Origin of the sequence: Gryllotalpicola daejeonensis, assembly GCF_039538145.1 — a bacterium.
Lineage (GTDB): Bacteria > Actinomycetota > Actinomycetes > Actinomycetales > Microbacteriaceae > Gryllotalpicola > Gryllotalpicola daejeonensis.
This window is the reverse complement of record NZ_BAABBV010000001.1, coordinates 1,214,532-1,238,111: the sequence shown is the minus strand read 5'-3', so window position 1 is coordinate 1,238,111 and position 23,580 is coordinate 1,214,532. Positions and strand designations below refer to the sequence as shown.

Annotated in this window: 27 protein-coding genes; 14 read left to right on the top strand and 13 right to left on the bottom strand. The window is 69.3% G+C overall.

Annotation, left to right across the window (positions count from 1 at the left end; translation table 11 throughout):
• The first annotated feature begins 2 nt into the window (after positions 1-2).
• Genes ABD736_RS06150 through ABD736_RS06140 form a run of 3 tightly spaced genes read left to right on the top strand, consistent with a single transcriptional unit; the run spans position 3 to position 1,773 of the window.
• Complete coding sequence (locus tag ABD736_RS06150; protein WP_344790858.1) at positions 3-539, top strand: MarR family transcriptional regulator; 537 nt, start codon at positions 3-5, stop codon at positions 537-539.
• A 47-nt stretch (positions 540-586) separates the two neighbouring features.
• Positions 587-868, top strand: coding sequence for a hypothetical protein (locus tag ABD736_RS06145; RefSeq protein WP_344790857.1), 282 nt, complete (start codon positions 587-589; stop codon positions 866-868).
• Between the two features lie 5 nt (positions 869-873).
• Positions 874-1,773: a serine/threonine-protein kinase gene (locus ABD736_RS06140; protein WP_344790856.1), complete on the top strand. Its 900-nt coding sequence runs from the start codon at positions 874-876 to the stop codon at positions 1,771-1,773.
• A 58-nt stretch (positions 1,774-1,831) separates the two neighbouring features.
• On the opposite strand, the gene ABD736_RS06135 is transcribed toward ABD736_RS06140, so the two are convergent.
• From ABD736_RS06135 to ABD736_RS06125, 3 genes are read right to left on the bottom strand one after another with little or no spacing between them, the layout of a single operon-like run.
• Positions 1,832-2,566 carry an ABC transporter permease gene (locus tag ABD736_RS06135; protein ID WP_344790855.1) on the bottom strand — a complete coding sequence of 245 codons (735 nt, stop codon included), beginning with the start codon at positions 2,564-2,566 and terminating at the stop codon, positions 1,832-1,834.
• The gene (locus tag ABD736_RS06130) at positions 2,563-3,309 is read right to left on the bottom strand and encodes an ABC transporter ATP-binding protein (RefSeq protein WP_344792220.1); all 747 of its coding nucleotides are present in this window, start codon (positions 3,307-3,309) and stop codon (positions 2,563-2,565) included. Before ABD736_RS06130 ends, ABD736_RS06135 begins: the two co-directional genes overlap by 4 nt.
• Entirely contained in the window at positions 3,302-3,982 is a 681-nt protein-coding gene (locus tag ABD736_RS06125) for a TetR/AcrR family transcriptional regulator (RefSeq protein WP_344790854.1), read from the bottom strand. The genes ABD736_RS06130 and ABD736_RS06125 overlap by 8 nt, the downstream gene beginning before the upstream one ends.
• A 154-nt stretch (positions 3,983-4,136) precedes the next feature.
• Here ABD736_RS06125 and ABD736_RS06120 point away from each other — a divergent pair, with 154 nt between their 5' ends.
• Positions 4,137-4,706: a LemA family protein gene (locus tag ABD736_RS06120; protein ID WP_344790853.1), complete on the top strand. Its 570-nt coding sequence runs from the start codon at positions 4,137-4,139 to the stop codon at positions 4,704-4,706.
• Positions 4,707-4,736: 30 nt separating this feature from the next.
• The gene (locus ABD736_RS06115; RefSeq protein WP_344790852.1) at positions 4,737-5,651 is read left to right on the top strand and encodes a M48 family metalloprotease; all 915 of its coding nucleotides are present in this window, start codon (positions 4,737-4,739) and stop codon (positions 5,649-5,651) included.
• A 91-nt stretch (positions 5,652-5,742) separates the two neighbouring features.
• Here ABD736_RS06115 and ABD736_RS06110 read toward each other — a convergent pair whose 3' ends face one another.
• Complete coding sequence (locus tag ABD736_RS06110) at positions 5,743-6,663, bottom strand: aminoglycoside phosphotransferase family protein (protein ID WP_344790851.1); 921 nt, start codon at positions 6,661-6,663, stop codon at positions 5,743-5,745.
• Between the two features lie 35 nt (positions 6,664-6,698).
• Entirely contained in the window at positions 6,699-7,949 is a 1,251-nt protein-coding gene (locus ABD736_RS06105; protein WP_344790850.1) for a winged helix-turn-helix domain-containing protein, read from the bottom strand.
• 73 nt (positions 7,950-8,022) lie between these two features.
• Here ABD736_RS06105 and ABD736_RS06100 point away from each other — a divergent pair, with 73 nt between their 5' ends.
• Together ABD736_RS06100 and ilvA are read left to right on the top strand one after the other, a co-directional pair.
• A complete protein-coding gene (locus ABD736_RS06100) occupies positions 8,023-9,246 on the top strand; it encodes an AI-2E family transporter (protein ID WP_344790849.1) in 1,224 nt (407 codons plus the stop codon).
• Between the two features lie 4 nt (positions 9,247-9,250).
• Positions 9,251-10,513 carry a threonine ammonia-lyase gene (ilvA, locus tag ABD736_RS06095; protein WP_344790848.1) on the top strand — a complete coding sequence of 421 codons (1,263 nt, stop codon included), beginning with the start codon at positions 9,251-9,253 and terminating at the stop codon, positions 10,511-10,513.
• Between the two features lie 307 nt (positions 10,514-10,820).
• On the opposite strand, the gene greA is transcribed toward ilvA, so the two are convergent.
• On the bottom strand, positions 10,821-11,312 hold the full coding sequence (greA, locus tag ABD736_RS06090) for a transcription elongation factor GreA (RefSeq protein WP_344790847.1): 492 nt from the start codon (positions 11,310-11,312) through the stop codon (positions 10,821-10,823).
• 94 nt (positions 11,313-11,406) lie between these two features.
• Entirely contained in the window at positions 11,407-11,811 is a 405-nt protein-coding gene (locus ABD736_RS06085; RefSeq protein ID WP_344790846.1) for a DUF4307 domain-containing protein, read from the bottom strand.
• A gap of 145 nt (positions 11,812-11,956) precedes the next feature.
• On the opposite strand from ABD736_RS06085, the gene mca reads away from it, so the two are divergent.
• Positions 11,957-12,829 (top strand): mycothiol conjugate amidase Mca, encoded by an 873-nt coding sequence (gene mca / locus ABD736_RS06080; RefSeq protein WP_344790845.1) that lies wholly within the window; start codon positions 11,957-11,959, stop codon positions 12,827-12,829.
• Entirely contained in the window at positions 12,826-13,089 is a 264-nt protein-coding gene (locus ABD736_RS06075; RefSeq protein ID WP_344790844.1) for a hypothetical protein, read from the top strand. The genes mca and ABD736_RS06075 overlap by 4 nt, the downstream gene beginning before the upstream one ends.
• On the opposite strand, the gene trhA is transcribed toward ABD736_RS06075, so the two are convergent.
• Positions 13,079-13,786: a PAQR family membrane homeostasis protein TrhA gene (trhA, locus tag ABD736_RS06070; RefSeq protein WP_344790842.1), complete on the bottom strand. Its 708-nt coding sequence runs from the start codon at positions 13,784-13,786 to the stop codon at positions 13,079-13,081. The genes ABD736_RS06075 and trhA overlap by 11 nt on opposite strands.
• Before the next feature lie 51 nt (positions 13,787-13,837).
• On the opposite strand from trhA, the gene ABD736_RS06065 reads away from it, so the two are divergent.
• The 3 genes from ABD736_RS06065 (at position 13,838) to phoH2 (ending at position 17,369) form a co-directional block, all read left to right on the top strand.
• On the top strand, positions 13,838-14,632 hold the full coding sequence (locus tag ABD736_RS06065; protein WP_344790841.1) for an isoprenyl transferase: 795 nt from the start codon (positions 13,838-13,840) through the stop codon (positions 14,630-14,632).
• Positions 14,633-14,715: 83 nt separating this feature from the next.
• The gene (locus ABD736_RS06060) at positions 14,716-15,831 is read left to right on the top strand and encodes an aminotransferase class V-fold PLP-dependent enzyme (protein ID WP_344790840.1); all 1,116 of its coding nucleotides are present in this window, start codon (positions 14,716-14,718) and stop codon (positions 15,829-15,831) included.
• Positions 15,832-16,055: 224 nt separating this feature from the next.
• Entirely contained in the window at positions 16,056-17,369 is a 1,314-nt protein-coding gene (phoH2, locus tag ABD736_RS06055) for an RNA 5'-3' helicase PhoH2 (RefSeq protein WP_344790839.1), read from the top strand.
• Positions 17,370-17,508: 139 nt separating this feature from the next.
• Here the strand turns inward: phoH2 and ABD736_RS06050 are convergent, their stop codons facing one another.
• Genes ABD736_RS06050 through xseA form a run of 5 tightly spaced genes read right to left on the bottom strand, consistent with a single transcriptional unit; the run spans position 17,509 to position 21,802 of the window.
• A complete protein-coding gene (locus tag ABD736_RS06050; RefSeq protein ID WP_344790838.1) occupies positions 17,509-18,909 on the bottom strand; it encodes a class II fumarate hydratase in 1,401 nt (466 codons plus the stop codon).
• 47 nt (positions 18,910-18,956) lie between these two features.
• The gene (locus ABD736_RS06045) at positions 18,957-19,598 is read right to left on the bottom strand and encodes a carbonic anhydrase (protein WP_344790836.1); all 642 of its coding nucleotides are present in this window, start codon (positions 19,596-19,598) and stop codon (positions 18,957-18,959) included.
• Positions 19,598-20,260, bottom strand: a complete 663-nt coding sequence (locus ABD736_RS06040) for a DUF4245 domain-containing protein (RefSeq protein ID WP_344790835.1) — start codon at positions 20,258-20,260, stop codon at positions 19,598-19,600. Before ABD736_RS06040 ends, ABD736_RS06045 begins: the two co-directional genes overlap by 1 nt.
• The gene (locus tag ABD736_RS06035) at positions 20,261-20,527 is read right to left on the bottom strand and encodes an exodeoxyribonuclease VII small subunit (RefSeq protein WP_344790834.1); all 267 of its coding nucleotides are present in this window, start codon (positions 20,525-20,527) and stop codon (positions 20,261-20,263) included.
• 45 nt (positions 20,528-20,572) lie between these two features.
• Entirely contained in the window at positions 20,573-21,802 is a 1,230-nt protein-coding gene (gene xseA, locus ABD736_RS06030) for an exodeoxyribonuclease VII large subunit (RefSeq protein ID WP_344790833.1), read from the bottom strand.
• A 77-nt stretch (positions 21,803-21,879) separates the two neighbouring features.
• Between xseA and ABD736_RS06025 the strand changes: the two genes are divergently transcribed.
• Complete coding sequence (locus tag ABD736_RS06025; protein WP_344792219.1) at positions 21,880-22,911, top strand: 4-hydroxy-3-methylbut-2-enyl diphosphate reductase; 1,032 nt, start codon at positions 21,880-21,882, stop codon at positions 22,909-22,911.
• Positions 22,908-23,561, top strand: coding sequence for a DUF6264 family protein (locus ABD736_RS06020; protein WP_344790832.1), 654 nt, complete (start codon positions 22,908-22,910; stop codon positions 23,559-23,561). The genes ABD736_RS06025 and ABD736_RS06020 overlap by 4 nt, the downstream gene beginning before the upstream one ends.
• The last annotated feature ends 19 nt before the right edge of the window (positions 23,562-23,580 follow it).

Here is a 23,580-nt window from a genome sequence, read left to right as displayed (position 1 = left end):
ACGTGCCCCTGACTGTCGTACGCCGCGAAAGCGAGCACCTCTACAGCCGTCTGCCAAGGACGGAAGCGGGACTGCGGGCTGTCGAGGCGCTTCTCGCGCTGCAGCGCGCAGAGACGATCGCGCTCGAGAACGCACGGCGCGCGGCCCACCTCACCCGCAGCGAGTTCCAGGCGTTGCGCTACCTGCTGCAGGCGCAGCGTGACCAGCGCCCGATGGGCCCGAAGGACCTCGTCATCATGCTCGACCTGTCGCCGGCTGCCGTCACCAAGGTCGTCGACCGCCTGGTTGCGCTCGGCGATCTGCAGCGCACCGCGCACCCCCGCGACCGTCGCGCCATCTACCTGACGCCGACGCCGGCAGGCGAAGAGAAGATCAACTCCGCCTACGCGCCTTTCCACCAGACCCTGGTCGACGTGATCGACGAACTCGACGAAGAGACCAACAACGCGCTTCACGACGGCCTGCTCGCCGTCGTCGAGAAACTCGGCGCGAGCCACTCGGCTGAGCCGCGGCGTTCTGCCGAGCTCGTCGCCAACTGACACCGATCGACCTGCCCGCAGATCGACCTTCCAGCAAAGGACTCACCGTGACGACCTTCCTCGAAGCACCGGGTGACCGGCGCAACGCGCATGCCGCCGCACCCGCGGCCCGGCGTGCCGGGTTGCTGTGGCAGCAGGTCGAGCCGGGCTTCTGGGTGGCGAACGCCGACGGCAACTTCGGCGGCACGGTCGAGCGCGTGGGGCGGCGGTATTGCGCACGCGACGCAATGGGAACCGTTTTGGATGTGTTCGCGGATGCCGCGAGCGCTCGTGATCGGGTGGCTGAGCGCTACGCCCAGGTTCTTCCGACCGCTGACGGGTGGGAGTGAAAGACATGAATGCTCTGGATGAGCCCGAGAACCGCTCGATGGTCATCGGCGGGCGCTACTCGGTGCGCGAGGCGCTGGGCCGCGGCGGGGCCGCCACCGTGTATCGCGCCGTCGACCTCAAGCTCGACCGCGAGGTCGCGCTCAAGATCTTCGCCTCAGACGACGTCACGGGCACCGACCAGGAGCGGCGCGACCGCCGGACGCGCGAGATCTGCCTGCTGGCACGCGCGAATCACCCGAACCTCGTGACCCTGTTCGACGCGGACTGGGACGCGGAGCACTCCGGCAACGGCTACCTCGTCATGGAGCTCGTGCGCGGCCTGACCCTGCGCCGTCGCCTCGACGTGCGGGGGCCCGAGCCTGCGCTCGCCGCCCAGCTCGCCATCGAGCTCGGCGCTGCGCTCGCGTATCTGCACGACGACGGCATCATCCACCGCGACCTGAAGCCCGAGAACATCCTGCTCGCGGCCGGGCATGGCGGCTCGGTCACGACGAAGCTTGTCGATTTCGGCATCGCCCAGCTGCTCGGCGACGAGCGCCTGACCGCCGATCGCAGCATCCTCGGCACAGCCGCCTACCTCGCCCCCGAGCAGGTCGCCGGCGAGGGCGCCGTGCCCGCGAGCGACATCTACGCGCTCGGCCTGGTGCTGCTCGAATCTCTGACGGGGCGCCGCTCGTTCCCGGGCGGAGCGGTCGAGGCCGCCGTCGCGCGCATGACGCAGAACCCGCCGCTTCCGGCCGGCCTGCACCTGCAGTGGCGCGAGCTGCTGACCGCGATGACCGCGCGCGAGCCGGGCGACCGCCCGACCGCCGCGCAGGTCGCAGAGACCGCCGCATCGCTTCCGCGCGACCTCATCCTGCGGCCGGAGCCCGAGGCGATCACCGAGCTGCTGCCCGTCGCGTAGCGCGGTCGAAGTCGGCCCGAAGCTGCAGCCGATGCGGTGGCGGCACCGGCGACCGGCCCTACGCCGTCCGCCGGCGCAGCGTGAGCGCGCCGACGATCACCGCTCCGACGATCCAGCAGCCGAGGAATCCGATGCGGATCCACACCCAGCCGTCGTCGTGCGTGCCGTTTGCGACCGCGTTCAGCGCGTCGATCGCATGCGAGAGCGGCAGCCAATCGCCGATCACCCGTAACACGTCCGGCATCGACGAGCGCGGCACGAAGATGCCGCCGAGCAGGACCTGAGGGAAGACGAGCGCAGGCATGAACTGCACCGCCTGGAACTCGGTGCGGGCGAAGGCGCTGGCGAGCAGGCCGAGGGTCGTGCCGAGCAGCGCGTCGGCGACGGCCACCGCGAACAGCAGCCACACCGAGCCGGTGATGTCGAGGCCGCACACCCACACCGCGAACGACACCGCGATCGCCGACTGCACGAGCCCGAGCAGCCCGAACGCCAGCGCGTAGCCGACGATGAAGTCGCCCTTGCCGAGCGGCATCGCCAGCAGCCGCTCCAGCGTTCCGGTGCGCCGCTCGCGCAGTGTCGTGATGCTCGTGACGAGGAACATCACGATGAAGGGGAACAGGGCGATCATCGCCGGGCCGATCTGGGCGAAGACGTCGGTGTCGTCGAAGATCCAGGCCACGAGCCCGATCAGCAGACTCGGCACGACGATCAGCAGCCCGATCGTGCGCGGATCGTGGCGGATCTGCAGCAGCACCCGGCCCGCCGTCGCGACGGTGCGCCCGGGGCTCACGCTGCGCCTGCCTCGTCTCGGGCGGTGCCGCGATCACGATCGCGGATGACCGCGAGGAACGCAGATTCCGCGTCGTCGGCGCCGGTCTTCGCGAGCAGCCCGTGCAGCGTGTCGTCGGCGATCAGCTCGCCGTCCCGCAGCAGCAGCAGTCGGTCGCAGCGCACGGCCTCGTCCATGACGTGGCTCGACACCAGCAGGCTCGTCCCGGCGTCCGCGAGGCGATGGAAGAGCTCCCACAACTCGGTGCGCAGCACGGGGTCGAGGCCGACCGTCGGCTCGTCGAGTACGAGCAGCTCGGGCGCGCCGAGCAGGGCGGCGGCGAGCGAGACCCGCCCGCGCTGGCCGCCGGAGAGGCTTCCGGTCAGCTGGGTCGCCTGTTTGCCGAGCCCCGTCTCATCGATGACGCGGTCGACATCGGACGCCGGTGCCGAGAGCACGCGGGCGAAGTAGCGCAGGTTCTCGCGCACCGTGAGGTCGTCGTAGACGCTGGACGCCTGTGTCACGTAGCCGATGCGCCGCCGCAGCTTCGGGCTTCCGGCGCGCTCGCCGAGGACCGCGACCGTGCCCGAGGTGATCTTCTGCACCCCGACGATGCTGCGCATGAGGGTCGTCTTGCCGCTGCCGCTCGGCCCGAGCAACCCGACGACCTGTCCGCGCGGCGTGCTCAGTGTGATGCCGCGCAGCACCTCATTCCGCCCACGGCGCACCCGCAGGTCGGCGACATCGACAGCGCGGTCATTCATCACGTGATGAATTATTGATCCGGATGCCCCCGGCGTCAACGCCCTCGCCCGCTCCTGCCGCCTCGCCCAGCCGGTCGAAGAGATAGCGCTGCAGAGTGGGCCCGAGCTGAGCGGCCAGCTGCTGCGGACTCGCACTGGCGATCGGCTCGAGCTCGAGCACGTATCGAGTGATCAATAGGCCGATGATCTGCGAGCCGACGAGGTTCGCGCGCAGCTCGGCGTCTGCCGCGTCGGTGACCTCGGCGAGCCGGCTCAGCACCTCGCGCACGAGGAACGCCTTCGCGAGCGACGCGACCGGCTCGTTGGCCACAGCGGCACGCACGAGAGCCACGGCGCGCTGGCGCCGGCGCGGATCCTCCAACTGGGTCGTGATCGCGAGCACGATGCGCGCGCCGAGCTCGGGATGCGGGCCGGCGATCAGCTGGTCGAGCAGCCTGTCCGGTCGCACGGGGAACTCGATGGCGGCCGCGAGCAGGTCGGCCTTCCCGTCGAAGTAGTGGTGCACGAGAGCGGCATCGACGCCTGCTCGCCGGGCCACCGCACGCAACGAGGTCGCGTCATAGCCGTTGTCCGCGAACTCGGCCACGGCCGCCTTGAGGATCGCGGCACGGGTATCGACGGATGCCGCAGACGGCGGCCTTCCCCGGCGACGCGCGGTCTCGTCGGCGCTCATGCCAGAAGCGTACGCGGGCACCGGCGCCCGGCATCCGACCCCGGCTTGCTTTGAGTGAGCCGACAAGCGCCCGCATGGACCATGCGCGTGGATAGGATGTGCGCGACGCCGGATGAAAGCCGTCCGGCACTCACCTTCTCGAGGAGCTCCTGCCATGCTCGCCTGGCTCATCCCGCTGATCATCGTCGTCGTGATCCTGCTGATCATCGGCATCTGGTACTGGGCCACGTACAACTCGCTGATTCAGCTCAACATCCGGGTCGACGAGGCATGGAGCGACATCACGGTGCAGCTGAAGCGCCGCGCCGACCTGATCCCGAACCTGGTCAGCACCGTCCAGGGCTACGCCACCCACGAGAAGACGGTCTTCGAAGACGTCACGAAGGCCCGCGCAGAGACCATCGCGGCGCAGACGCCCGGCGAGGCATCCGTCGCAGAGGGCCACTTCCAGTCCGCGCTGAAGAGCATCTTCGCCGTCGCCGAGAACTACCCGCAGCTGCAGGCGAGCCAGAACTTCCTGCGCCTGCAGTCCGACCTGGTCGACACCGAGGACAAGATCCAGGCGGCCCGCCGGTTCTACAACGGCGGGGTGCGCGAGTACAACACCAAGATCCGCCAGTTCCCCTCGAACATCGTCGCGAAGAACCTGCACTACGCAGACCGCGAGTTCTTCGAGGTGCCCGACGCCGCGGCGATCTCCGAGCCGCCGCGCGTGCAGTTCTGAGCCGCTGAGCTGCGGCTCGGCTAGCCGAAGATGTACCGCGCGATAGCCCGGAACAAGCGGAACACGGTCTTCTTCATCCTGTTCTTCCTGGTCCTCGTGGGGCTGATCTCCTACGTGATCAGCTACCTGCAGGGCGGGGGCTGGACCGTGACGATCGTGGCGCTGGTGATCGCCAGCGCCTATGCCGTGCTGCAGTACTTCACCGCGGGCTCGCAGGCCGTGGCGATGGCCGGCGCGGTGCAGCTGCAGCAGAAATCCGATCACCCCGTGCTGTGGCAGACGGTCGAGAACATCTGCATCTCGACGGGAATGCCGATGCCGAAGATCTACATCGTCAACGACCCGGCACCCAACGCGTTCGCGACCGGCCGCGACCCCGATCACGCGGTCGTCGCCGCGACGACCGGGCTGCTCGAGATCATGGACCCGACCGAGCTCATGGGCGTCATGGCGCACGAGATGGGCCACGTGCGCAACTACGACATCCGGGTGTCGACCATCGTGTTCGGCCTCGTCGTCGCGATCGGATTCATCGCCGACATCTTCATCCGCATGTCGATCTTCGGCGCCGTCTTCGGCGGCGGGAACAATCGCGGCCGTAACAACAACAACGGCGGCGGGAACTACATCACACTCATCATCGGCCTGATCGCGATCGTGCTCGCGCCGATCCTCGCCGCGCTCGTGCAGGCGGCGATCTCACGGCAGCGCGAGTACCTCGCCGACGCCACGAGTGCCGAGATCACGCGCTTCCCCGAGGGGCTCGAGTCGGCCCTGCTGAAGCTCGAGAGCTACGGCCGGCCGATGAAGCGCCAGAACACGTCGATGGCGCACCTGTGGATCTCCGACCCGCTGCAGCCCTCGCTCACCTCGCGCCTGTTCTCGACGCACCCGCCGATCGCGGACCGCGTCGCGCGGCTCAAGAAGATCGGCCAGGGCTTCTAACCAGCGCGGACCGCGTCGGCTCGTGTCGCCGAATGGCGCTTCTGCGGCCGCTGCAGCGGGCACGACTGCGCCGAATGGGCGCACGAGCGCGCTAGACGGATTCCCGCGCGAGGGCGCGCAGCGCGCGGGTCGCCATCTCGGCCATGCCGGCGTTCGTGTTCCGGTAGTAGGGAAGCGCGAGCACCGCCTGCGAGACGGCCCAGCCGCGGCCCCGGCGCCACATCGCGTCGTCGAGCTGGAGGCGGTCTTCGAGCCGGGCGCGGAACAGCTCGCGAGCATCGTCCGGGAACACGTTCCACGCAGCCAGCAGCTCGCACGATGGGTCGCCGACGCCGGCCGCGGCCCAGTCGAGCACTCCCGCGAGCCGCCCGCGCTCGTCGACGAGCAGGTTGCTGGGCAGCAGGTCGCTGTGCACCCACACCGGGTCGCCCTGCCAGCCGGGGGCCGCGAGCGCGTCGTCCCACAGTGCGCGCAGCACCTCGGTGTCGAACTCGCCGTCGAGCTCACGCATCGTCTCGTGGACGAGGTCGGCGAGCGGCGCGAGCGACCCGCCGCGCTGGGCGACGCGCACGCCCTCGGTGGGCAGCTCGCGCAGGCGCACGAGAACAGCGATGAGGTCGTCGATGAGACCGGATGCATCGGCGAGCGCCTCTGGCACGGGCATCTCGCCCGGCACCCAGCCGAGCACGTTCCAGGTGAAGGGGTAGCACTCGTCGGCCCTGCCGGTCGCGATCACCTCGGGAATCGCCACCGGCAACTCGCCGCTCACGCGTTCGAGCAGCGCGGTCTCGACGGCCACCCCGGCGCCGTCGCCCGGGATGAAGGGCAACCGGACGACCTTGTCGGCGCCGAGGGTGAACATGGCATTGGTGGTTCCGTACGACGGAATGCGCGCGACCGGCTCACCGGTCCACTGCGGGAACTGCGTCGAGATCAGCCGCAGCACATCCTGTTCAGACACGTCGATCTGGTGCTCGTGCATCTTGGGCGCGGAGTCGCGAGAATCAGCCATCACTCCCAGTGTGCCCGCTCAGGCTATGCGCTCAGTCACACGGCGGCGCGGTCGGCTCCCTCGATCTCGGCGGCGAGCTCGGCCGCGAGGTTCCCGCGGCCCGCCACCGCGATGTCGCCTAGGCCCTGCCACTCGGCCGTCGCCTCGAGCAAGGGCGCGAGCCGCTCGGCCACGAGGCCGGGGGAGCGCCCCTCTTCCACCCAGGCCGACTGCACGCGCAGGATGCCTGCCTGCCGGTCGCTCTTGAGGTCGACGCGACCGACGATCTCGTCGTCGACGAGGACGGGCAGCGTGTAGTAGCCGTAGACGCGCTTCGGCGCGGGCGTGTAGATCTCGATGCGGTAATGCATGCCGAACATGCGCAGCAGTCGGTCGCGTTCCCACACCACGGGGTCGAACGGCGACAGCACGGCGGTGGCAGAGATCGAACGGGGCACGCGCACTCCCGACGGAACGAAGGCCGCGAGCGGCCGCCCGCCTGCCCCGACCCAGCCGTCGACGTGCACGCGCTCCACGTCGCCCGCCTCGATGAGCTCGGCGAGAGCGGCCTTCGTTTCGGCCGTGTAGAGCCGGTAATAGTCGGCGATGTCGCTCAGAGTTCCGATGCCCAGAGCGGTGACGGCACGCCGCACCAGCTCGCGCAGCGCGTCGCTCTCAGCGGGCGACGTCTGCAGCACAGAAGCGGGAAGCACGTGCTCGGCGAGCGCGTAGCGGCGCTCGAAGCGCATGCGCCCCGCTGTCGCGAGCTCGCCCGCGCGGAACATGACCTCGAGGCCCTGCTTCACCTCTGACCAGCCCCACCACGGGCCCTGGCGCACGTTCGCGTCGTGCTCGATCTCGCTCGCGGCGAGCGGGCCCTTCGCCGCAAGCTCTGCGCGTAGCCACTCGATGGTGCTACGCCCCGCGGTCAGCCCCCAGCTCTCTTTCCCGGCGAGGTACTTCTCGCGATAGCGGCGGTGACGGAAGCGGAACAGCGGCCAGTCGCGCACGCGGATGAACGCCGCTTCGTGCGCCCACACCTCGGTGTAGCCGGTCTCGGAGGCGGGCGAGCCCGGCCGGAACGTCAGCCGGTCGAGCAGCGCCTTGTCGTACGCGCCGAGCCGGGCGAACGGCGGGAGGTAGTGCGAGCGCTCGAACACGTTCACCGAGTCGATCTGCAGCAGCCCGAGCCGGTCGAACAGCCCGTTCAGCTGCCGGGTTCCGACCCGGCCTGCGGGCGCGCGCCCGAAGCCCTGCGCGGCGAGCGCGATGCGGCGCGCAGCGGCCGCGCTGAGTGTCTGGACCATCGATTCGACGTTATCGCGCGCCACCGACACTGGGGTCGGCCACGCGACATCGCGGAGCCCTAGACTCACCCGCATGCCCGCCCCACGGCCACGCAGCTTCCGGACGGCCGCGCAACGCGCCCGAGTCGCATCCGCAGGCGTGCGCTCAGAGTCTCAGAAGGTCGACGACTCCCTGCCTCGCGGCGTGCTGCTGGCATCCGCCTGGTCCTGGCGCCTGCTGCTCATCGGCGCCGCGATCGCCGTGCTGCTCTTCGTCGTCGTCCAGCTGCGCCTCATCGTCGTACCGGTGCTCATCGCGATCCTGCTGTCGGCCGTGCTCATGCCGCTCAAAGAGCTGCTGATCAGGGGGCGCGTGCCCAAATGGCTCGCGATCGTCATCTGCATGGCGCTCACGATCGCGGTGATCGGCGGCCTGCTGTACCTCGTGGGCCAGCAGGTGCGCTCCGAGTCGGGCGTGCTGCGGCATCAGACGATGGCGGCCGTCGAGTCGCTTCGGGCGTGGCTCACCGGCCCGCCGTTCAACCTCTCCGACCGGCAGATCGACGACGGCATCCGCCAGATCACGGATGCAGTGCAGACCGACAGCCAGGTGCTCATCTCGGGCGCGCTGTCCGTCGGGTCGACCGTCGGCCACTTCGCGACCGGGCTGCTGCTGACGCTCTTCAGCACCCTGTTCATCCTGATCGACGGCGAAGGCATCTGGCGCTGGGTCGTCAGCGTCTTCCCGAAGCGGGCGCGCGCCGCGGCTGACGGCTCGGGCCGCGCGGGCTGGATGACGCTGCAGAGCTTCGTGCGCGTGCAGATCCTGGTGGCGTTCATGGATGCCTGCGGAATCGGCCTCGGCGCGTTCTTCCTCGGGCTGCCGCTCGCGGTGCCGATCGCCGTCGTCGTGTTCCTCGGGGCGTTCATCCCCATCGTCGGCGGCCTCGTGACCGGCATCCTCGCGGTGTTCATCGCACTCGTCTACAAGGGGTTCTGGTTCGCGCTGATCATGCTGGCGATCGTGCTCTTCGTGCAGCAGCTGGAAGGCCACGTGCTGCAGCCGCTGATCATGGGCACTGCGGTCAAGGTCCACCCGCTCGCGGTCGTGCTCGTCGTCGCGGCGGGGGCGCTGCTCGCGGGCGTCACGGGCGCGCTGTTCGCCGTGCCGTTCGCGGCCGTGCTCAACGTGATGATCGGCTACATCTCCACCCAGGCGTGGAAGAACGCCCCACCGTCGCCGCTCGCGCAGCGCTCGCGAACCGCGCTGTGGCAGGTCGTGCCCGCCGAGCGGGTGCGGCGCGCAAAACTAGACTGACGCAATGACGTCCGCGCCTGACTCCACCGCCACCGTGTACCTCGGCCCGACGCTCGACGAGATCGAGCGCGCTCGCGAGGTCGTGGCACAGGTGATTCAGCCGACGCCGATGGAGAAGAGCGCCTTTCTCGAGCAGCTGCTCGGCGTGCCCGTCTGGCTCAAGGCCGAGAACCTGCAGCGCACCGGCTCCTACAAGATCCGCGGGGCGTTCCACCGGCTGAGCCGCCTGACCGACGAAGAGAAGGCGCGCGGCGTCGTCGCCGCCTCGGCTGGCAACCACGCGCAGGGCGTCGCCCTCGCCGCGCAGCGCCTCGGCATCGAGGCGACCATCTTCATGCCGGCCGGCGTCGCGCTGCCGAAGCTGCAGGCCACCCGCGCATACGGCGCCGAGACCGTGCTCGACGGCCCGAGCTTCACCGAGACCCTCGCCGCCGCGCAGGACTTCACCGCGCGCACCGGCGCCGTGTTCATCCCCCCGTACGACCACGAGGACGTCATCACGGGGCAGGCCACGCTCGGTCTCGAGATCATCGAGCAGCTGCCAGAGGTCGAGACGATCCTCGTGCCGATCGGCGGCGGCGGGCTCATCTCGGGCGTCGCGCGCGCGGCCAAGCTCACCGCAGAGGCCGAGGGGCGCAGCATCCGTATCATCGGCGTCCAGGCCGAGAACGCGGCCAGCTACCCGCCCTCGCTCGCCGCGGGCGAGAAGGTGTCGATCGGTCTCGAGCCGACGATCGCCGACGGCATCGCCGTCGCGCGCCCCGGCAATCTCAACTTCCCGATCGTGCAGCGGTACGTCGACGAGGTCGTCACGGTCACCGAAGACGACCTCGCCCGTGCGATCCTCGTGCTGCTCGAGCGCGCCAAGCTCGTGGTGGAGCCCGCGGGCGCCGCGGGTGTCGCCGCGATCCTCGCGGGCAAGGTGCGCGCGAGCGGCCCGACGGTCGCGATCCTCTCCGGCGGCAACATCGACCCGCTGCTCATGCAGCGCGTGATCGCGCACGGCCTCGAGGCATCCGCCCGCTATCTCACGGTCCGCATCATGCTGCCCGACCGCCCCGGCCAGCTCGCCACGATCTCGCAGCTGCTCGCCGAGGCGAGCGCCAACGTGATCGAGGTGCTGCACACGCGCCACCACAACGGCCTGCAGATCAGCCAGGTCGCCCTCGAGATCTCGGTCGAGACACGCGGCCCCGAGCATCGCGAGCAGGTGCTGCAGCACCTGCGCGACGCGGGTTACGAGCCGCTCGTGGAGCAGACGGAGTAGCCGTTGCGCGCGTGCGCGGTTGCGGTCGGTGATCGCGACGCAGCGTGCGCATGAATGGTCCGGATGCCGACGCTAAGCAACGCGGACGTACACATCACCCCGCGCGCAAATTGGACAAAATGCCGCAGGTCAGACGAATCGCGGCACGTCGTACGAAGGCTGGGGGCGATGCAACCCGGCGCGTATCACACGAATGGCCGCCGAATGACGGGCCCGTGAACGACAGGAGCCCCGTCGAATGACGGGGCTCCTGTCGGTGGCGGGTCTCGATGCGCGCGCGTTCGCGAGCTACTCGAGCGCCGGAGTGCTACTGACCGCTCCAGGTCTGGACGTCGGTGATCTCGACGGAGATCTCCTTGCCGTTCGGCGCGGTGTAGCTGGTCTCGTCGCCGATCTTCAGACCGAGGATCGCGGAGCCGATCGGGCTCTGCTCGCTGTAGACCGAGTACTCGCTGTCCTTCGCGATCTCGCGGTTGCCGACGACGAAGGTGTCTTCGCTGCCGGCGATCTTGGCGGTCACGAGGGTTCCCGGCTCGACGATGCCGTTGCTCTCGGGGGCGACGCCCACCTTGGAGTGAGCGAGCAGGTTCTTGAGGGTCGCGATGCGCGCTTCCTGCACGCCCTGCTGGTCCTTCGCGGCGTGGTAGCCGCCGTTCTCCTTGAGGTCGCCCTCTTCGCGTGCCGCCTCGATGCGCTTGGCGATCTCGGTGCGGCCGGTCGTCTCCAGGTAGGTGAGCTCGTCGTTCAGACGGTCGTAGGCCTCTTGAGTGAGGAAGGTGACCGTGGTCTCCTGGGACATGATTGCTCCTTGCTTCGACGGCGGTCGGAGGTGCCGTCTCGTTCGGGATAAGGTCACGCCCCGACGATTCACGTCGAGGCGTTGAAGAGAGATTCTACGACAACCAGCACTTGTCGAGCGAGCCTGACACCGCAGGTTCGTACGTGATCAGGCTTTTTGTGACGACCTGATGCGTCTTCGGAGTGGGCTTCAAGTGCACGACGTCGTAGCCCACGACGGTGAAGCCGACGTTCTGCGCCTCGACGGCGCACGAGACCGCGGTGTTCGCCGGCGCGTCGACCGCGAAGCTCACCTTCATGTGCGAGCCGTCGACCGCCTCGCTCGCCGTGGCGGTGTACTGCAGGGTCGACGATGCCCCGCCCAGCCCTGAGCCCCAGATCGCCCAGGCGATCATCACGACGGCGATGAAGACACCGAGCCCGATCAGCAGCCAGCGGGTCGTGGTGCGCCGCTTCGCGGTATCGCCGTAGCGCCCTGCGAGGGCCGCGCCGTCGGGCATGTCGCTCCTTGGAATGCGGGTGAAGCGAGGCGCATGGCCTCGCGCCGCCGAAGGGGCGGCGCATAAGAAAGTAGTCTTGGTAAACAGTACGGCTCGTTCCTGAGCCGGAAGCTGAGTTCCCTTCCCGTACGACGAGAGGCCGTGTGTGGCCAAGCGGCTGATGGCGGTGCACGCCCACCCCGATGACGAGTCCAGCAAAGGCGCGGCCACCTACGCGCGCTACCTCGCCGAAGGCGCAGAGGTCATGGTCGTCACCTGCACGGGCGGCCAGCGCGGAAGCATCCTCAATCCCGCCATCGAGGACATCCCGATGGCGCACCGCGATCTCGCCGGGCTGCGTCGCGTCGAGATGGCGCAGGCGCAGGCGGCGATCGGCTTCGAGCACCGCTGGCTCGGCTACTACGACTCGGGACTGCCGGAAGAAGGCGACCCGCTGCCGCCGCTGTCGTTCGCGACCATTCCGCTCGAGATCTCTGCGGAGCCGCTCGTGCGCCTCATCCGCCGCTTCCGGCCGCACGTGATCATCAGCTACGACGAGAACGGCGGCTACCCGCACCCGGATCACATCCGCAGCTACGAGATCACCGCGTATGCGCGGGATGCCGCGGCGGATGCCTCGCGCTACCCCGACGCGGGCGAGCCGTGGCAGATCCCGAAGTACTACTTCGACCGCCTCTTCAGCTACCAGAAGACGCGCGCGGTGTACGACGCGCTCGTGGCGAAGCATCCGGATTCGCCGCTGATCGCCGAATTCGAGAACATGCGCCGCTGGCTCACCGAGACGCCGTTCCTCGCGACCACGCGCGTCGACGTGGGCGACTATCTCGACGCGAAGGATGCCGCGCTGCGCTCGCATGCGAGCCAGGTGGCGCCCGACAGCCCGTTCTTCTTCTGGCCCAACGAGGTCGTGCGTGCCGCCTGGGCGACCGACGACTACCAGCTCATCGATTCGAAAGTTCCTGCAGTGACCCCTGAGACCGATCTGTTCGCCGGCATCCCCGAGGAGGAGCTCGCGTGATCCTCTCAGCACTCATGCTCGCGGCGGCGACCCCCTCGCCCGCGCCCAGCATCCCCGCAGAAGACGTCACGACGCCGGGGCCGTGGGGCTTCATCGCGTTCTTCGGCGTCGCGATCGTCGTCGTGCTGCTGGTCATCGACATGACGCGGCGCATCCGCCGCGTGCGCTACCGCGCCGAGGTCAACGAGAAGCTCGACGCTGAGGCCCGCGCGCAGGCCGAGGACCGCCCCGACGACGGTTCCGGCACACCTACGCGTTGAACGGCGGGTGCAGCGCCAGCACCAGCATCGCCGCCCAGTGGCACGCGAAGGACGCGGCCGTGAAGGCGTGGAAGATCTCGTGGAAGCCGAAGTGCGTGGCCGCGCGTCCGGGCCACTTGGTGCCGTAGACGATCGCGCCCAGCGTGTAGAACAGGCCGCCGGCGCCGATCAGGATGCCTGCGGCGATGGCGCCGGATGAGATGAAGGGGTCGAAGCCCGAGAGCGCGCACACGGCGACGCCCGCCCACCCCAGCACGAGATAGAGCGGAACGTAGAGCCAGCGGGGCGCCGTGATCCAGAAGACCCGGAAGAAGACGCCGGCGATCGCACCGGCCCAGACGACGGAGAGCACGAGGACGCCCTCCCACACGAGCGGCAGCATGGTCAGCGCAACGGGCGTGTAGGTGCCGGCGATCAGCAGGAAGATGTTGGCGTGGTCGACGCGCTTGAGCGCGAGTTTCGCGCGCGGAGCCCAGTTGAAGCGGTGGTAGAGCGCGGAGTTGCCGAACAGCAGGATCGAGGTGCCCATGAAGATCGCGGCGCCGGTCTTGGCGGCCGCGCCGTGGGCGAGGCAGATGAGCACGATGCCGGCGGCGATGGTGAGTGGCGTGGTCGCGGCGTGGATCCAGCCGCGCCAGCTCGGCTTGAGCTCGACGTCGACGGCGGGAATGCGGGGGAGCGGCGCTGCGATCGTCATGCGGTCGAGCGTAACGGCAGAGGCTGAGACGAACTTCGGTAAGTTGTGCCTGTGAGCGATCGACGCCCCGCCCCGGGCCGTGGGGTGTTGTATGGGCTCTACCAGCGACGCCTGCGTCGAGCGCTCGCCGCAGCCGGCCCGGAAACCCTGCCGCACCACGTCGCGATGATCATCGACGGCAACCGGCGCTGGGCGCGCCAGGTCGGCTACACGACCGTCGAGCACGGACACAGGGCCGGCGCGGCCAAGATGATCGAGTTCCTCGAATGGTGCGACGAGCTCGGCATCCGCGTCGTCACGCTCTATCTGCTCTCTGCCGACAACCTGACCAACCGCAGCTCTGACGAACTCGATGCGCTGATGAAGATCATCGCCGGGCTCGCCCTCGACCTGTCGCGCCACCGCAACTGGCGGGTGCAGCACGTCGGCACCAATGTCGGCCTGCCCGGCCCGCTCGCCGAAGCGCTGCGCACGGCGGAGCAGGCGAGCCGCGACAACACGGGGCTGCACGTGAACCTCGCCGTCGGCTACGGCGGCCGCACCGAGATCACCGACGCGATGCGCTCGATCGTCGCCGAGCACCACGCCGCAGGGCGCTCGCTCGAGGACCTCGCCGAGACGCTCACGCCTGAGCTCATCGGCGAGCACCTCTACACCGGCGGCCAGCCGGACCCCGATCTCGTGATCCGCACCTCGGGTGAGCAGCGGCTCTCGGACTTCATGTTGTGGCAGAGCGCGCACAGCGAGTTCTACTTCGTCGAGGCGCTCGGGCCGGACCTGCGCGAGGTGGACTTCCTGCGCGCGCTGCGCGATTTCACGCGTCGACAGCGCCGCTACGGCGGGTGAGCCGGGCCGCAGCCGGGCGCAAGCCCCGGCCGCGGATTTAGGCGGGAACCTCTCGTTCGGTCAGAATTGACCCGGAGGTTCATGTGACGACGTTGGACGAGTACCGGGCCGGGTTCCTGGAAGAGCCGGGCTATCTGGACTACGGGAGCGTCGGCCCGATCTCCCGGACCGTGCAGCAGGAGCTCTACGCCCACGCCGATCTCTTCGCCAGGGCGCGCTTCGGCGCACTCGCGCAGCTCGGCCATGAAGACGAGCGCGTGCGGGTCGCGGCATCCGCCCTCACCGGATTTCCCGCCGACCAGATCGTCTTCCAGCCGTCGACGACGCAGGGGCTGATGCACGCGATCTTCGGCATCACGGGCGATGTCCTGCTGTCGCCTGGTGAGTTCCCGAGCCTGCCCGTCGCGGTGCAGCGGGCCGCAGAGGCGCTGCACGTCGTGAACCCGGTATGGCTGCAGACCGACCACGGCAAGGTCACCCCGTCCGAGATCCGCGAGCAGCTGACCGACTCGGTCACGGCCGTCGCGGTCTCACTCGTCGACTCCCGCACGGGCTACGTGGTCGATCTCGACGGCATCCGCCAAGTGATCGGCGACCGGCTGCTCATCGTCGACGCGATCCAGGGATTCGGAGTGGTCGACGCGCCGTACGAAGTCGCCGACGTGGTCGCGACCGGCGGCCAGAAGTGGGTGCGCGCGGGCTGGGGCACGGGATTCCTGGCCCTGTCGGCCCGCGCGATCGAGCACATCACGCCGGTGTTCAGCGGCTGGACCGGCACGGATCTGGTCGAGCCGTGGGATGCGGTGCCGCCCTATTCGCACTCGGCCAAGGCCTTCACCGTGAGCAACCCCGACCGCGTCGCGCAGGCGTGCCTCGCCTCGGCGCTCGAGGAGATCGCGGCGGTCGGCGTGCCCGAGATCTCCGCGGCGGTCGCCGACAGCGCCGCCCGCGTGATCGACCTCGCCGACGAGTACGGCATCGCCGTGGCATCCTCTCGCGCTGAGAATGAGCGCGCCGGAATCGTGGTTCTCGAGCCCGAGCCCGAGTCGCTCACCAAGCTGACCGCCAGTCTGCACAACCATGGCGTCACGGCGCGCTCGCGCGGCGGCTCGGTGCGCCTGTCGGCACACGCCGGCACGACGGAGGAGACGCTCGCCATGCTGCGGGGCGCCCTGACGTCATACGCCAGCACGTACTGAGAGCCGGTTTACGCGCTTGTTACCCGTGTGACGCGTGTCGGGGGTAGCGGATCGAATTACAGCGACGTAACTTGTGACGCATCGGGCACGGCGCCCGGTCGAGGTGGCCACATAAGTTCACTTCGAGACCAAGCGGCCACTTCGCTTCAAGTGAACCGCGCGCGGGCCGAGTCCCGCGCCGGACGGGAGTGGTTGTGGCTTCAGTTTCGACCAAACAGCCGAGCTTGATCGAGAAGGGGGAATCGCCGAGCGAGACGCGACAGACCGAGAGGACCTTCGTCCTCGACACCTCTGTTCTGCTGTCGGACCCACGAGCGATCTTCCGCTTCGCCGAGCACTCGGTGGTCATCCCCGTTGTGGTCATCAGCGAGCTCGAGGGCAAGCGGAACGACCCCGAGATCGGCTACTTCGCGCGTCAGGCGCTGAGGCACCTCGACGACCTGCGCGTCGAGCACGGCCGGCTCGATTTCCCGGTGCCCGTCGGTGACGGCGGCAGCCTGCGTGTCGAGCTGAACCACTCGAACATGACGGTGCTGCCGTCGGGCATGCAGCTCGGCGACAATGACGCCCGCATTCTCGCGGTCGCGATGAACCTCTCGAACGACGGGCTCGACGTCACGGTGGTCTCCAAGGACATGCCGATGCGCGTCAAGGCGTCGTCGATCGGCCTGCTCGCCGAGGAGTACCGCGCAGAGCTCGCGGTCGACTCGGGCTACACGGGGCTCGCCGACCTCGACCTCTCGGCGTCGCAGATGGCCGACCTGTACGAGCACGAGGAGCTCGAGACGGATGCCGCGGCCGGCCTTCCCGTCAACACGAGCCTCGTTCTTCATTCCGATCGCGGGTCGGCGCTGGGGCGGGTCACTGGGGAAGGTGAAATCCGCCTCGTGCGCGGCGACCGCGACGTCTTCGGGCTGCATGGCCGCTCGGCCGAGCAGCGGCTCGCGATCGACATGCTGCTCGACCCCGAGATCGGGATCGTGTCGCTCGGCGGCCGTGCGGGCACCGGCAAGTCGGCGCTCGCCCTGTGCGCCGGCCTCGAGGCCGTGCTCGAGCGGCAGCAGCACAAGAAGATCATGGTCTTCCGCCCGCTGTTCGCGGTCGGCGGCCAGGAGCTCGGCTACCTGCCCGGCGATCAGCAGGAGAAGATGAATCCCTGGGGCCAGGCGGTGTTCGACACCCTCGGCGCGCTGGTCTCCGACAACGTGCTCGACGAGGTCGTCGATCGCGGCATCCTCGAGGTCCTGCCTCTCACGCACATTCGCGGGCGCTCACTGCACGATGCGTTCGTGATCGTCGATGAGGCTCAGTCGCTTGAGCGCAACGTGCTGCTCACGGTGCTCTCACGGGTCGGTCAGAACTCGCGGGTCGTGCTCACGCACGACGTCGCGCAGCGCGACAATCTGCGCGTCGGACGGCACGACGGGGTCGCCTCGGTGATCGAGACCCTGAAGGGACACCCGCTGTTCGGCCACATCACACTGACCCGCTCGGAGCGCTCTGCGATTTCGGCGCTGGTGACGGAGCTTCTGGAGTAGTACATTCACGGCAACGCCGAGGGCCCCGGAGAGACCTCCGAGGCCCTCGTGCTGTGCCGGGGCCGACACAGCACTGCGCCGCCGCTTTCGGCTGAAAAACCTTGCGGTTCGAGCCGAAAGCGGCGGCGCGGCAGGTGCGTTAGGGGTGCGTCATCGACAGCACGTCGAGCTTCTCGTCGAGCTGCGCCTCGGTGATCTCGCCGCGCTCGACGTAGCCGAGCTTGATGACGGCCTCACGGATGGTGAGCCCCTCGGCGACCGAGTACTTGGCGATCTTCGCCGCGGCCTCGTAGCCGATGAGCTTGTTGAGCGGGGTCACGATCGAGGGCGATGCCTCGGCGAGGAAGCGTGCGCGCTCGAGGTCGGCCTCGAGGCCGCGCACGGTCTTGTCCGCGAGGACGCGGGTGACGTTCGACAGCAGGCGGATCGACTCGAGCAGCGCCGAGCCCATCACCGGGATGGCGACGTTGAGCTCGAAGGCGCCGGAGGCGCCGCTCCACGCGATGGTCGCGTCGTTGCCGATCACCCGCGAGGCGACCATCAGCGTGGCCTCGGGGATCACGGGGTTGACCTTGCCCGGCATGATCGACGAGCCCGGCTGCAGGTCGGGAATGTGCAGCTCGCCGAGGCCGGTGTTCGGGCCGGAGCCCATCCAGCGCAGGTCGTTCGCGATCTTCGTGAGCGACACGGCGACCGTGCGCAGCGCGCCGGAGGCCTCGACGAGTCCGTCGCGGTTCGCCTGCGCCTCGAAGTGGTTCCGCGCCTCGGTGATCGGCAGCTCGGTCTCGTTCACGATGAGCTCGATGACCTTCTGCGGGAAGCCGAGGGGCGTGTTGATGCCCGTGCCGACCGCCGTGCCGCCGAGGGGCACCTCCGCGACGCGGGGGAGCGCCGAGTTGACGCGCTCGATGCCGTAGCGCAGCTGGGCGGCGTAGCCGCCGAACTCCTGGCCGAGGGTGACCGGAGTGGCATCCATCAGGTGGGTGCGGCCCGCCTTCACGGCGTCCTTCCACAACTCGGCCTTCTCTTCGAACGCGACCGCGAGGTGGTCGAGCGCCGGGATGAGCTGGTCGATGAGCGCGCTCGTGACCGCGATATGAACCGAGGTCGGGAACACATCGTTCGACGACTGCGAGGCGTTCACGTGGTCGTTCGGGTGCACCGGGCTGCCCAGGCGGCCGGAGGCGAGGGTGGCGAGCACCTCGTTCATGTTCATGTTCGACGACGTGCCGGAGCCCGTCTGGTACACGTCGATCGGGAACTCGCCGTCGTACTTGCCCGAGATGACCTCATCGGCGGCCCAGGCGATCGCGTCGGCGATCTGCCCATCGAGGGTGCCGAGCTCCTTGTTGGCGAGCGCCGCGGCCTTCTTGATGCGGGCAAGCGCGGCAATCTGGGCGGGCTCGAGGGTGCGGCCGCTGATCGGGAAGTTCTCGACGGCGCGTTGCGTCTGCGCGGCGTAGAGCGCGTTGCGAGGAACCCTCACCTCGCCCATGGTGTCGTGTTCGATGCGGTAATCGGCGTCGGTTTCGGTCGTCACTTCGGTGTGCACTTCCCTTTGTATTGCGTGGTGGTGGATGCCTGCGCCTAGGACGGCAGGCCGATGAGCACGTCGGGCACCGCCGTGCCCTCGTGCAAGCGGTAGTTGGCGCCGACGATGCCGACGGTGCCGTCGACGACCTTGCGGCTGATGAGCTCGCTGCCGGTCAGCAGGTCGGTGATCGTGTCACGCAGGTGCTCGCGGCCGACCTCGCCCGCATCGATCGAGGCGGTGTCGAGCGGCTCGGTGCCGCGGGCGCGCGCCACCCGGCGCACCGCCGGAACGATCGGGCCGATGAGTTTCTCGATCTTGGGGGTCAGGCTCGGGGCATCCGTCGCCTGCGAATCGATCGCCGCGCGCACCGCGCCGCATGCGTCGTGGCCCAGCACGAGGATGAGCGGAACGCCGAGCACGCAGACGGCGTATTCGAGCGAGCCGATAGCAGAGTCGGATGCCACCTGGCCGGCGTTGCGGATGACGAAGGCGTCGCCGAGGCCGAGGTCGAAGATGATCTCGGCAGCCAGACGCGAGTCGCTGCACCCGAAGATCGCGACCATGGGGTGCTGCCCCTCGGTGAGCTCGTGGCGGCGCTCGACGTTCTGATTCGGCCGCTGCGGAGTTCCGGCGACGAAGCGGCGGTTGCCGTCGAGAAGGGTCTGCCAGGCCTCTGCCGGGGTCGGCGTGCTCATCAGTTCGTGCTCCCGTCTGATTGGGGCGCCCCGAGCTGCGGGCTCAGAGCGCGTGCGACCGTGTCGAAGTACTTGGGGGCCGCCGTACCGGCGAGCACCACGGTGCTCGAGCCGTGCGTCGTGACGAGCGCGTACGTCACGTTGGCAGACGAGTCGGCTCGGTTGTCGTAGACGACCCACTTCACGCCGTCGATCGTCTGCGACCCGGTGGCGCGGATGCTGTCGACCTCGGTCACGACCCAGGTGTCGTCGGCCTTGAAACCCTGGTCGAGCCCGACGTACTGCTTGTCGGGGGCGATGAAGCCGATGTGCCAGTCGTCGATGTCGGCGGCACCGCCGGTGCGCAGTTCGGCGGCGTTCGCGGACCAGCCCTTGGGGAGGTCAGGGGAGAGCAGCGAGTCGGGCTCCGTACCCGTGCCCTGCGCCGCGACGGACTTCCAGTCGACGGGCTTGCCGACGGTGCCCGGGCTGTTACGCGGCACGAGCAACACGATCACGAGGACGATGCCGAGCGTCGCGATCAGCGAGTAGACGAGGTTGTTGACGGTCTGCCGCTGGCGGTGCAGCCGGCTCGACTCGGCCTTGCGCGCCGCGGTCTCGGCGGGCGTCTCTGGGCGCCCGAGCTCGGCGACGACGCGGCCCGCCGGTCTGTTGTCACTCATCTAGAACTCGTCGCCGCCTGTCTGCGTCGGGGTCTGCTGCGCCCGCTGCCCGAGGCGGGCGGCGTCGAGGCGCGCCTTCGCACCGATCAGCCACTCTTCGCAGCGGCGGGCGAGGGCCTCGCCGCGCTCCCACAGCTGCAGCGACTGCTCGAGGCTGGCGTTGCCCTGCTCGAGCTCGCTGACGACCCGCACGAGCTCGTCGCGCGCCTGCTCATAGGAGAGAGCGGAGACGTCGCTCGCGGCTTCCGGGGTGGGCACGGCGTTCATTCTAAGTGGCTCCTCTGGGCAGTCGGCTGGGTGAGTGCGGTGTCGTCAGGGGCGCTCGCGCGCGCCGCCCGAGACCGCGTCGAGAGCGCCGTCGGCGAGGGTGATCACCAGGGGGGTGCCGTCGGGCGCTGCATCCGGGCTCTTCACCACGTGGCCGCCAGCTTGGACGATCGCGTAGCCGCGATCGAGTGTGGACTGCGGCGACAGCGTGCGCAGGCGCGCGGCCAGTTCGCGAACGGATGTCTCAGCCCGCTCGATCGTGCGCGCCGCCAGCTCTGCGCCCCGCGCCACATATCGCGTGACCTCTTCCGACCGGGTGTCGACGATCCAGCTGGTGGTCGCGAGCGCCGGCCGGCTGCGCAGCTGCGCGATGCGGTCGATCTCGATGTTGATGTGGTGGGTGATGCGCTGCTGCATGCGAGTGCGCGCCTGCTGCACGCGCACGAGCTCTTCCGCGACGTCGGGGACGACCCGCTTCGCGGCGTCCGTCGGGGTCGAGGCGCGCAGGTCGGCGACCTCGTCGAGCAGCGGGCGGTCGTTCTCGTGGCCGATCGCCGAGACGAGCGGGGTGCGCGTCGCGGCGGCGGTGCGCACCAGCGTCTCATCGCTGAACGGCAGCAGATTCTGGAAGTCGCCGCCGCCGCGGGCGACGATGATCACGTCGACCTCGGGGTCTGCGTCGAGCTGGGTGATCGCCGCCGTCACCTCGGCCGCAGAGCGCTCGCCCTGCACCGCGGCATAGACGGTGCGGAACTGCACGGCAGGCCACCGCAGCAGCGCGTTCTTCTTGACGTCTTTCTCTGCGTCGGAGTCTTTGCCGGTGACCAGCCCGATCAGGTGGGGCAGGAAGGGCAGCGGCTTCTTCCGCGCCTGCTCGAACAGCCCCTCTGACGCGAGCTGGCGCCGCAGCCGCTCGAGACGCTCGAGCAGGTCGCCGAGGCCGACGTGCCGCAGGTCGTAGACCTGCATCGAGAGGGTGCCGCCCTTGACCCAGTAGTCGGGCTTCACCGCAGCGATCACGCGGTCGCCCTGCTTGAAGTCGGCATCGAGGCGGGAGGCGACCGACGACCACACGTTGATGCTGATCGTGACGTCGACCTCGAGGTCTTTGAGCTTGCCGTAGACGTTGCCGCCGCGCACGTTCCACTGGGTGAGCTCGCCCTCGACCCACGCGGTGCCGAGACGGTCGATGTACTGCTTGATCTTGCTGGACAGCAGCGCGACGGGCCACGGCGACTCGAGGGTCGGCGGGGCCTCGGGCGTGAACGCTGCCATGAACGACCTCTTCCCAGGTTGAATGCACCCGCCGACCTAAACTGAACGGCGTGAGCGACTCTTCGATCAGCCTCGGCATGCCCCGCGTCGCGGGCGCCGGCGGGCGGCTCAAGAATATCCCCGGCCCCGGACATAAGCGGGTTCTGCTGGCCTCCCCGCGGGGCTACTGTGCAGGAGTCGACCGTGCCGTCGTGGCTGTGGAAAAGGCGCTCGAGCGCTACGGAGCACCCGTCTACGTGCGCAAGCAGATCGTCCACAACAAGCACGTCGTCGCGACCCTCGAGCAGCAGGGCGCGATCTTCGTCGACGAGGTCGACCAGGTGCCGGAGGGCGCCCACGTCGTCTTCAGTGCCCACGGTGTCGCCCCGGCCGTCGTGCAGGCGGCATCCGATCGCGGCCTGCGTGCCATCGACGCGACCTGCCCGCTCGTGACCAAGGTGCACCGCGAGGCCGTGCGTTTCGCACGCGATGACTTCGAGATCCTGCTGATCGGCCACACCGGCCACGAAGAGGTCGAGGGCACCGCCGGCGAGGCGCCCGACAACGTGACCGTCGTCAACAGCCCGGAAGAGGCGGACCACGTCGTGGTGCGCGACCCCGAGAAGGTCGTCTGGCTGTCGCAGACCACGCTCTCGGTCGACGAGACGATGGAGACCGTGCGGCGCCTGCGCGAGCGCTTCCCCGCCCTGCAGGACCCGCCTAGCGACGACATCTGCTACGCCACCCAGAACCGCCAGGTCGCGATCAAGAAGGTCGCACAGGAGGCCGACGTCGTGATCGTCGTCGGCTCGGCGAACTCGTCGAACTCGGTGCGGCTCGTCGAGGTCGCGCTCGAGAACGGCGCGAAGGCCGCCTATCGCGTCGACTACGCGAGCGAGGTGCAGCAGGAGTGGCTCGACGGCGCCGAGACCGTGGGCGTGACGAGCGGCGCCTCGGTGCCAGAGGTGCTCGTGCAGGAGGTGCTCGAGGACCTCGCTCAGGCGGGCTACGCCGACGTGCAGACCGTGCAGACCGCCGAAGAGGACCTGATGTTCTCGCTGCCGCGCGAGCTGCGCACCGACACCTCGGGCAACCGCGACGCCCGCGCGCTGGGCGGGCGCCACCGATGAGCGACCACGACGCACCGCGTCCGCCGCGCCCCGCCTACGGCGAATACGCGACGCCCGAAGAGCAGCGCGCGGCGATCAAGCAGCCGGCGGAGTGGCAGCTCGAGGGATTCGAGGCGGCCAAGGCCGAGCCGGATGCCTCAGCCCCGCCGCCCGTACCAGGCGCGTACCACCCGGGCGGCGTACAGCATCAGCCCGGCCCGGGCGCCCCGCCGCCGTACCACTGGCCTCGGGAGGAGTCGCGCCCGCCGCAGCAGCCCGCACGTGTCGGGTTCGGCGACCGACTGGTCACGTTCCTGCTGCTCGGCTTCGGCTTCTACAACGTGCTGTCCATGGTGTTCAACGCCATCGACGGCGGTGCGGCCATGCGTCAGAGCGCCGACCTTCTGGGTGGCGATGAGGGTCAGCTCATGACCTCGCTGCCGAGCTGGGTGTGGGTGGCCGCCGCGGTCGCCTACGCGGTCGTGTGGCTCATCGCGCTGTTCGCGTCCCTTCGCGCGATCCGCGCCGGCCGGGTGGCGTTCTGGATTCCGCTCGTCGCGGGTATCGTCGCGACTCTGCTCGCCGTCGCGCTGATCGTGATCGCGCTCGGCGAGAACCCCGAGCTGATGCACCTCTTCCCGACACCGGGCGAGACGGGATCGCCGACCTGATTCCGGTTCGGTAGCCTCG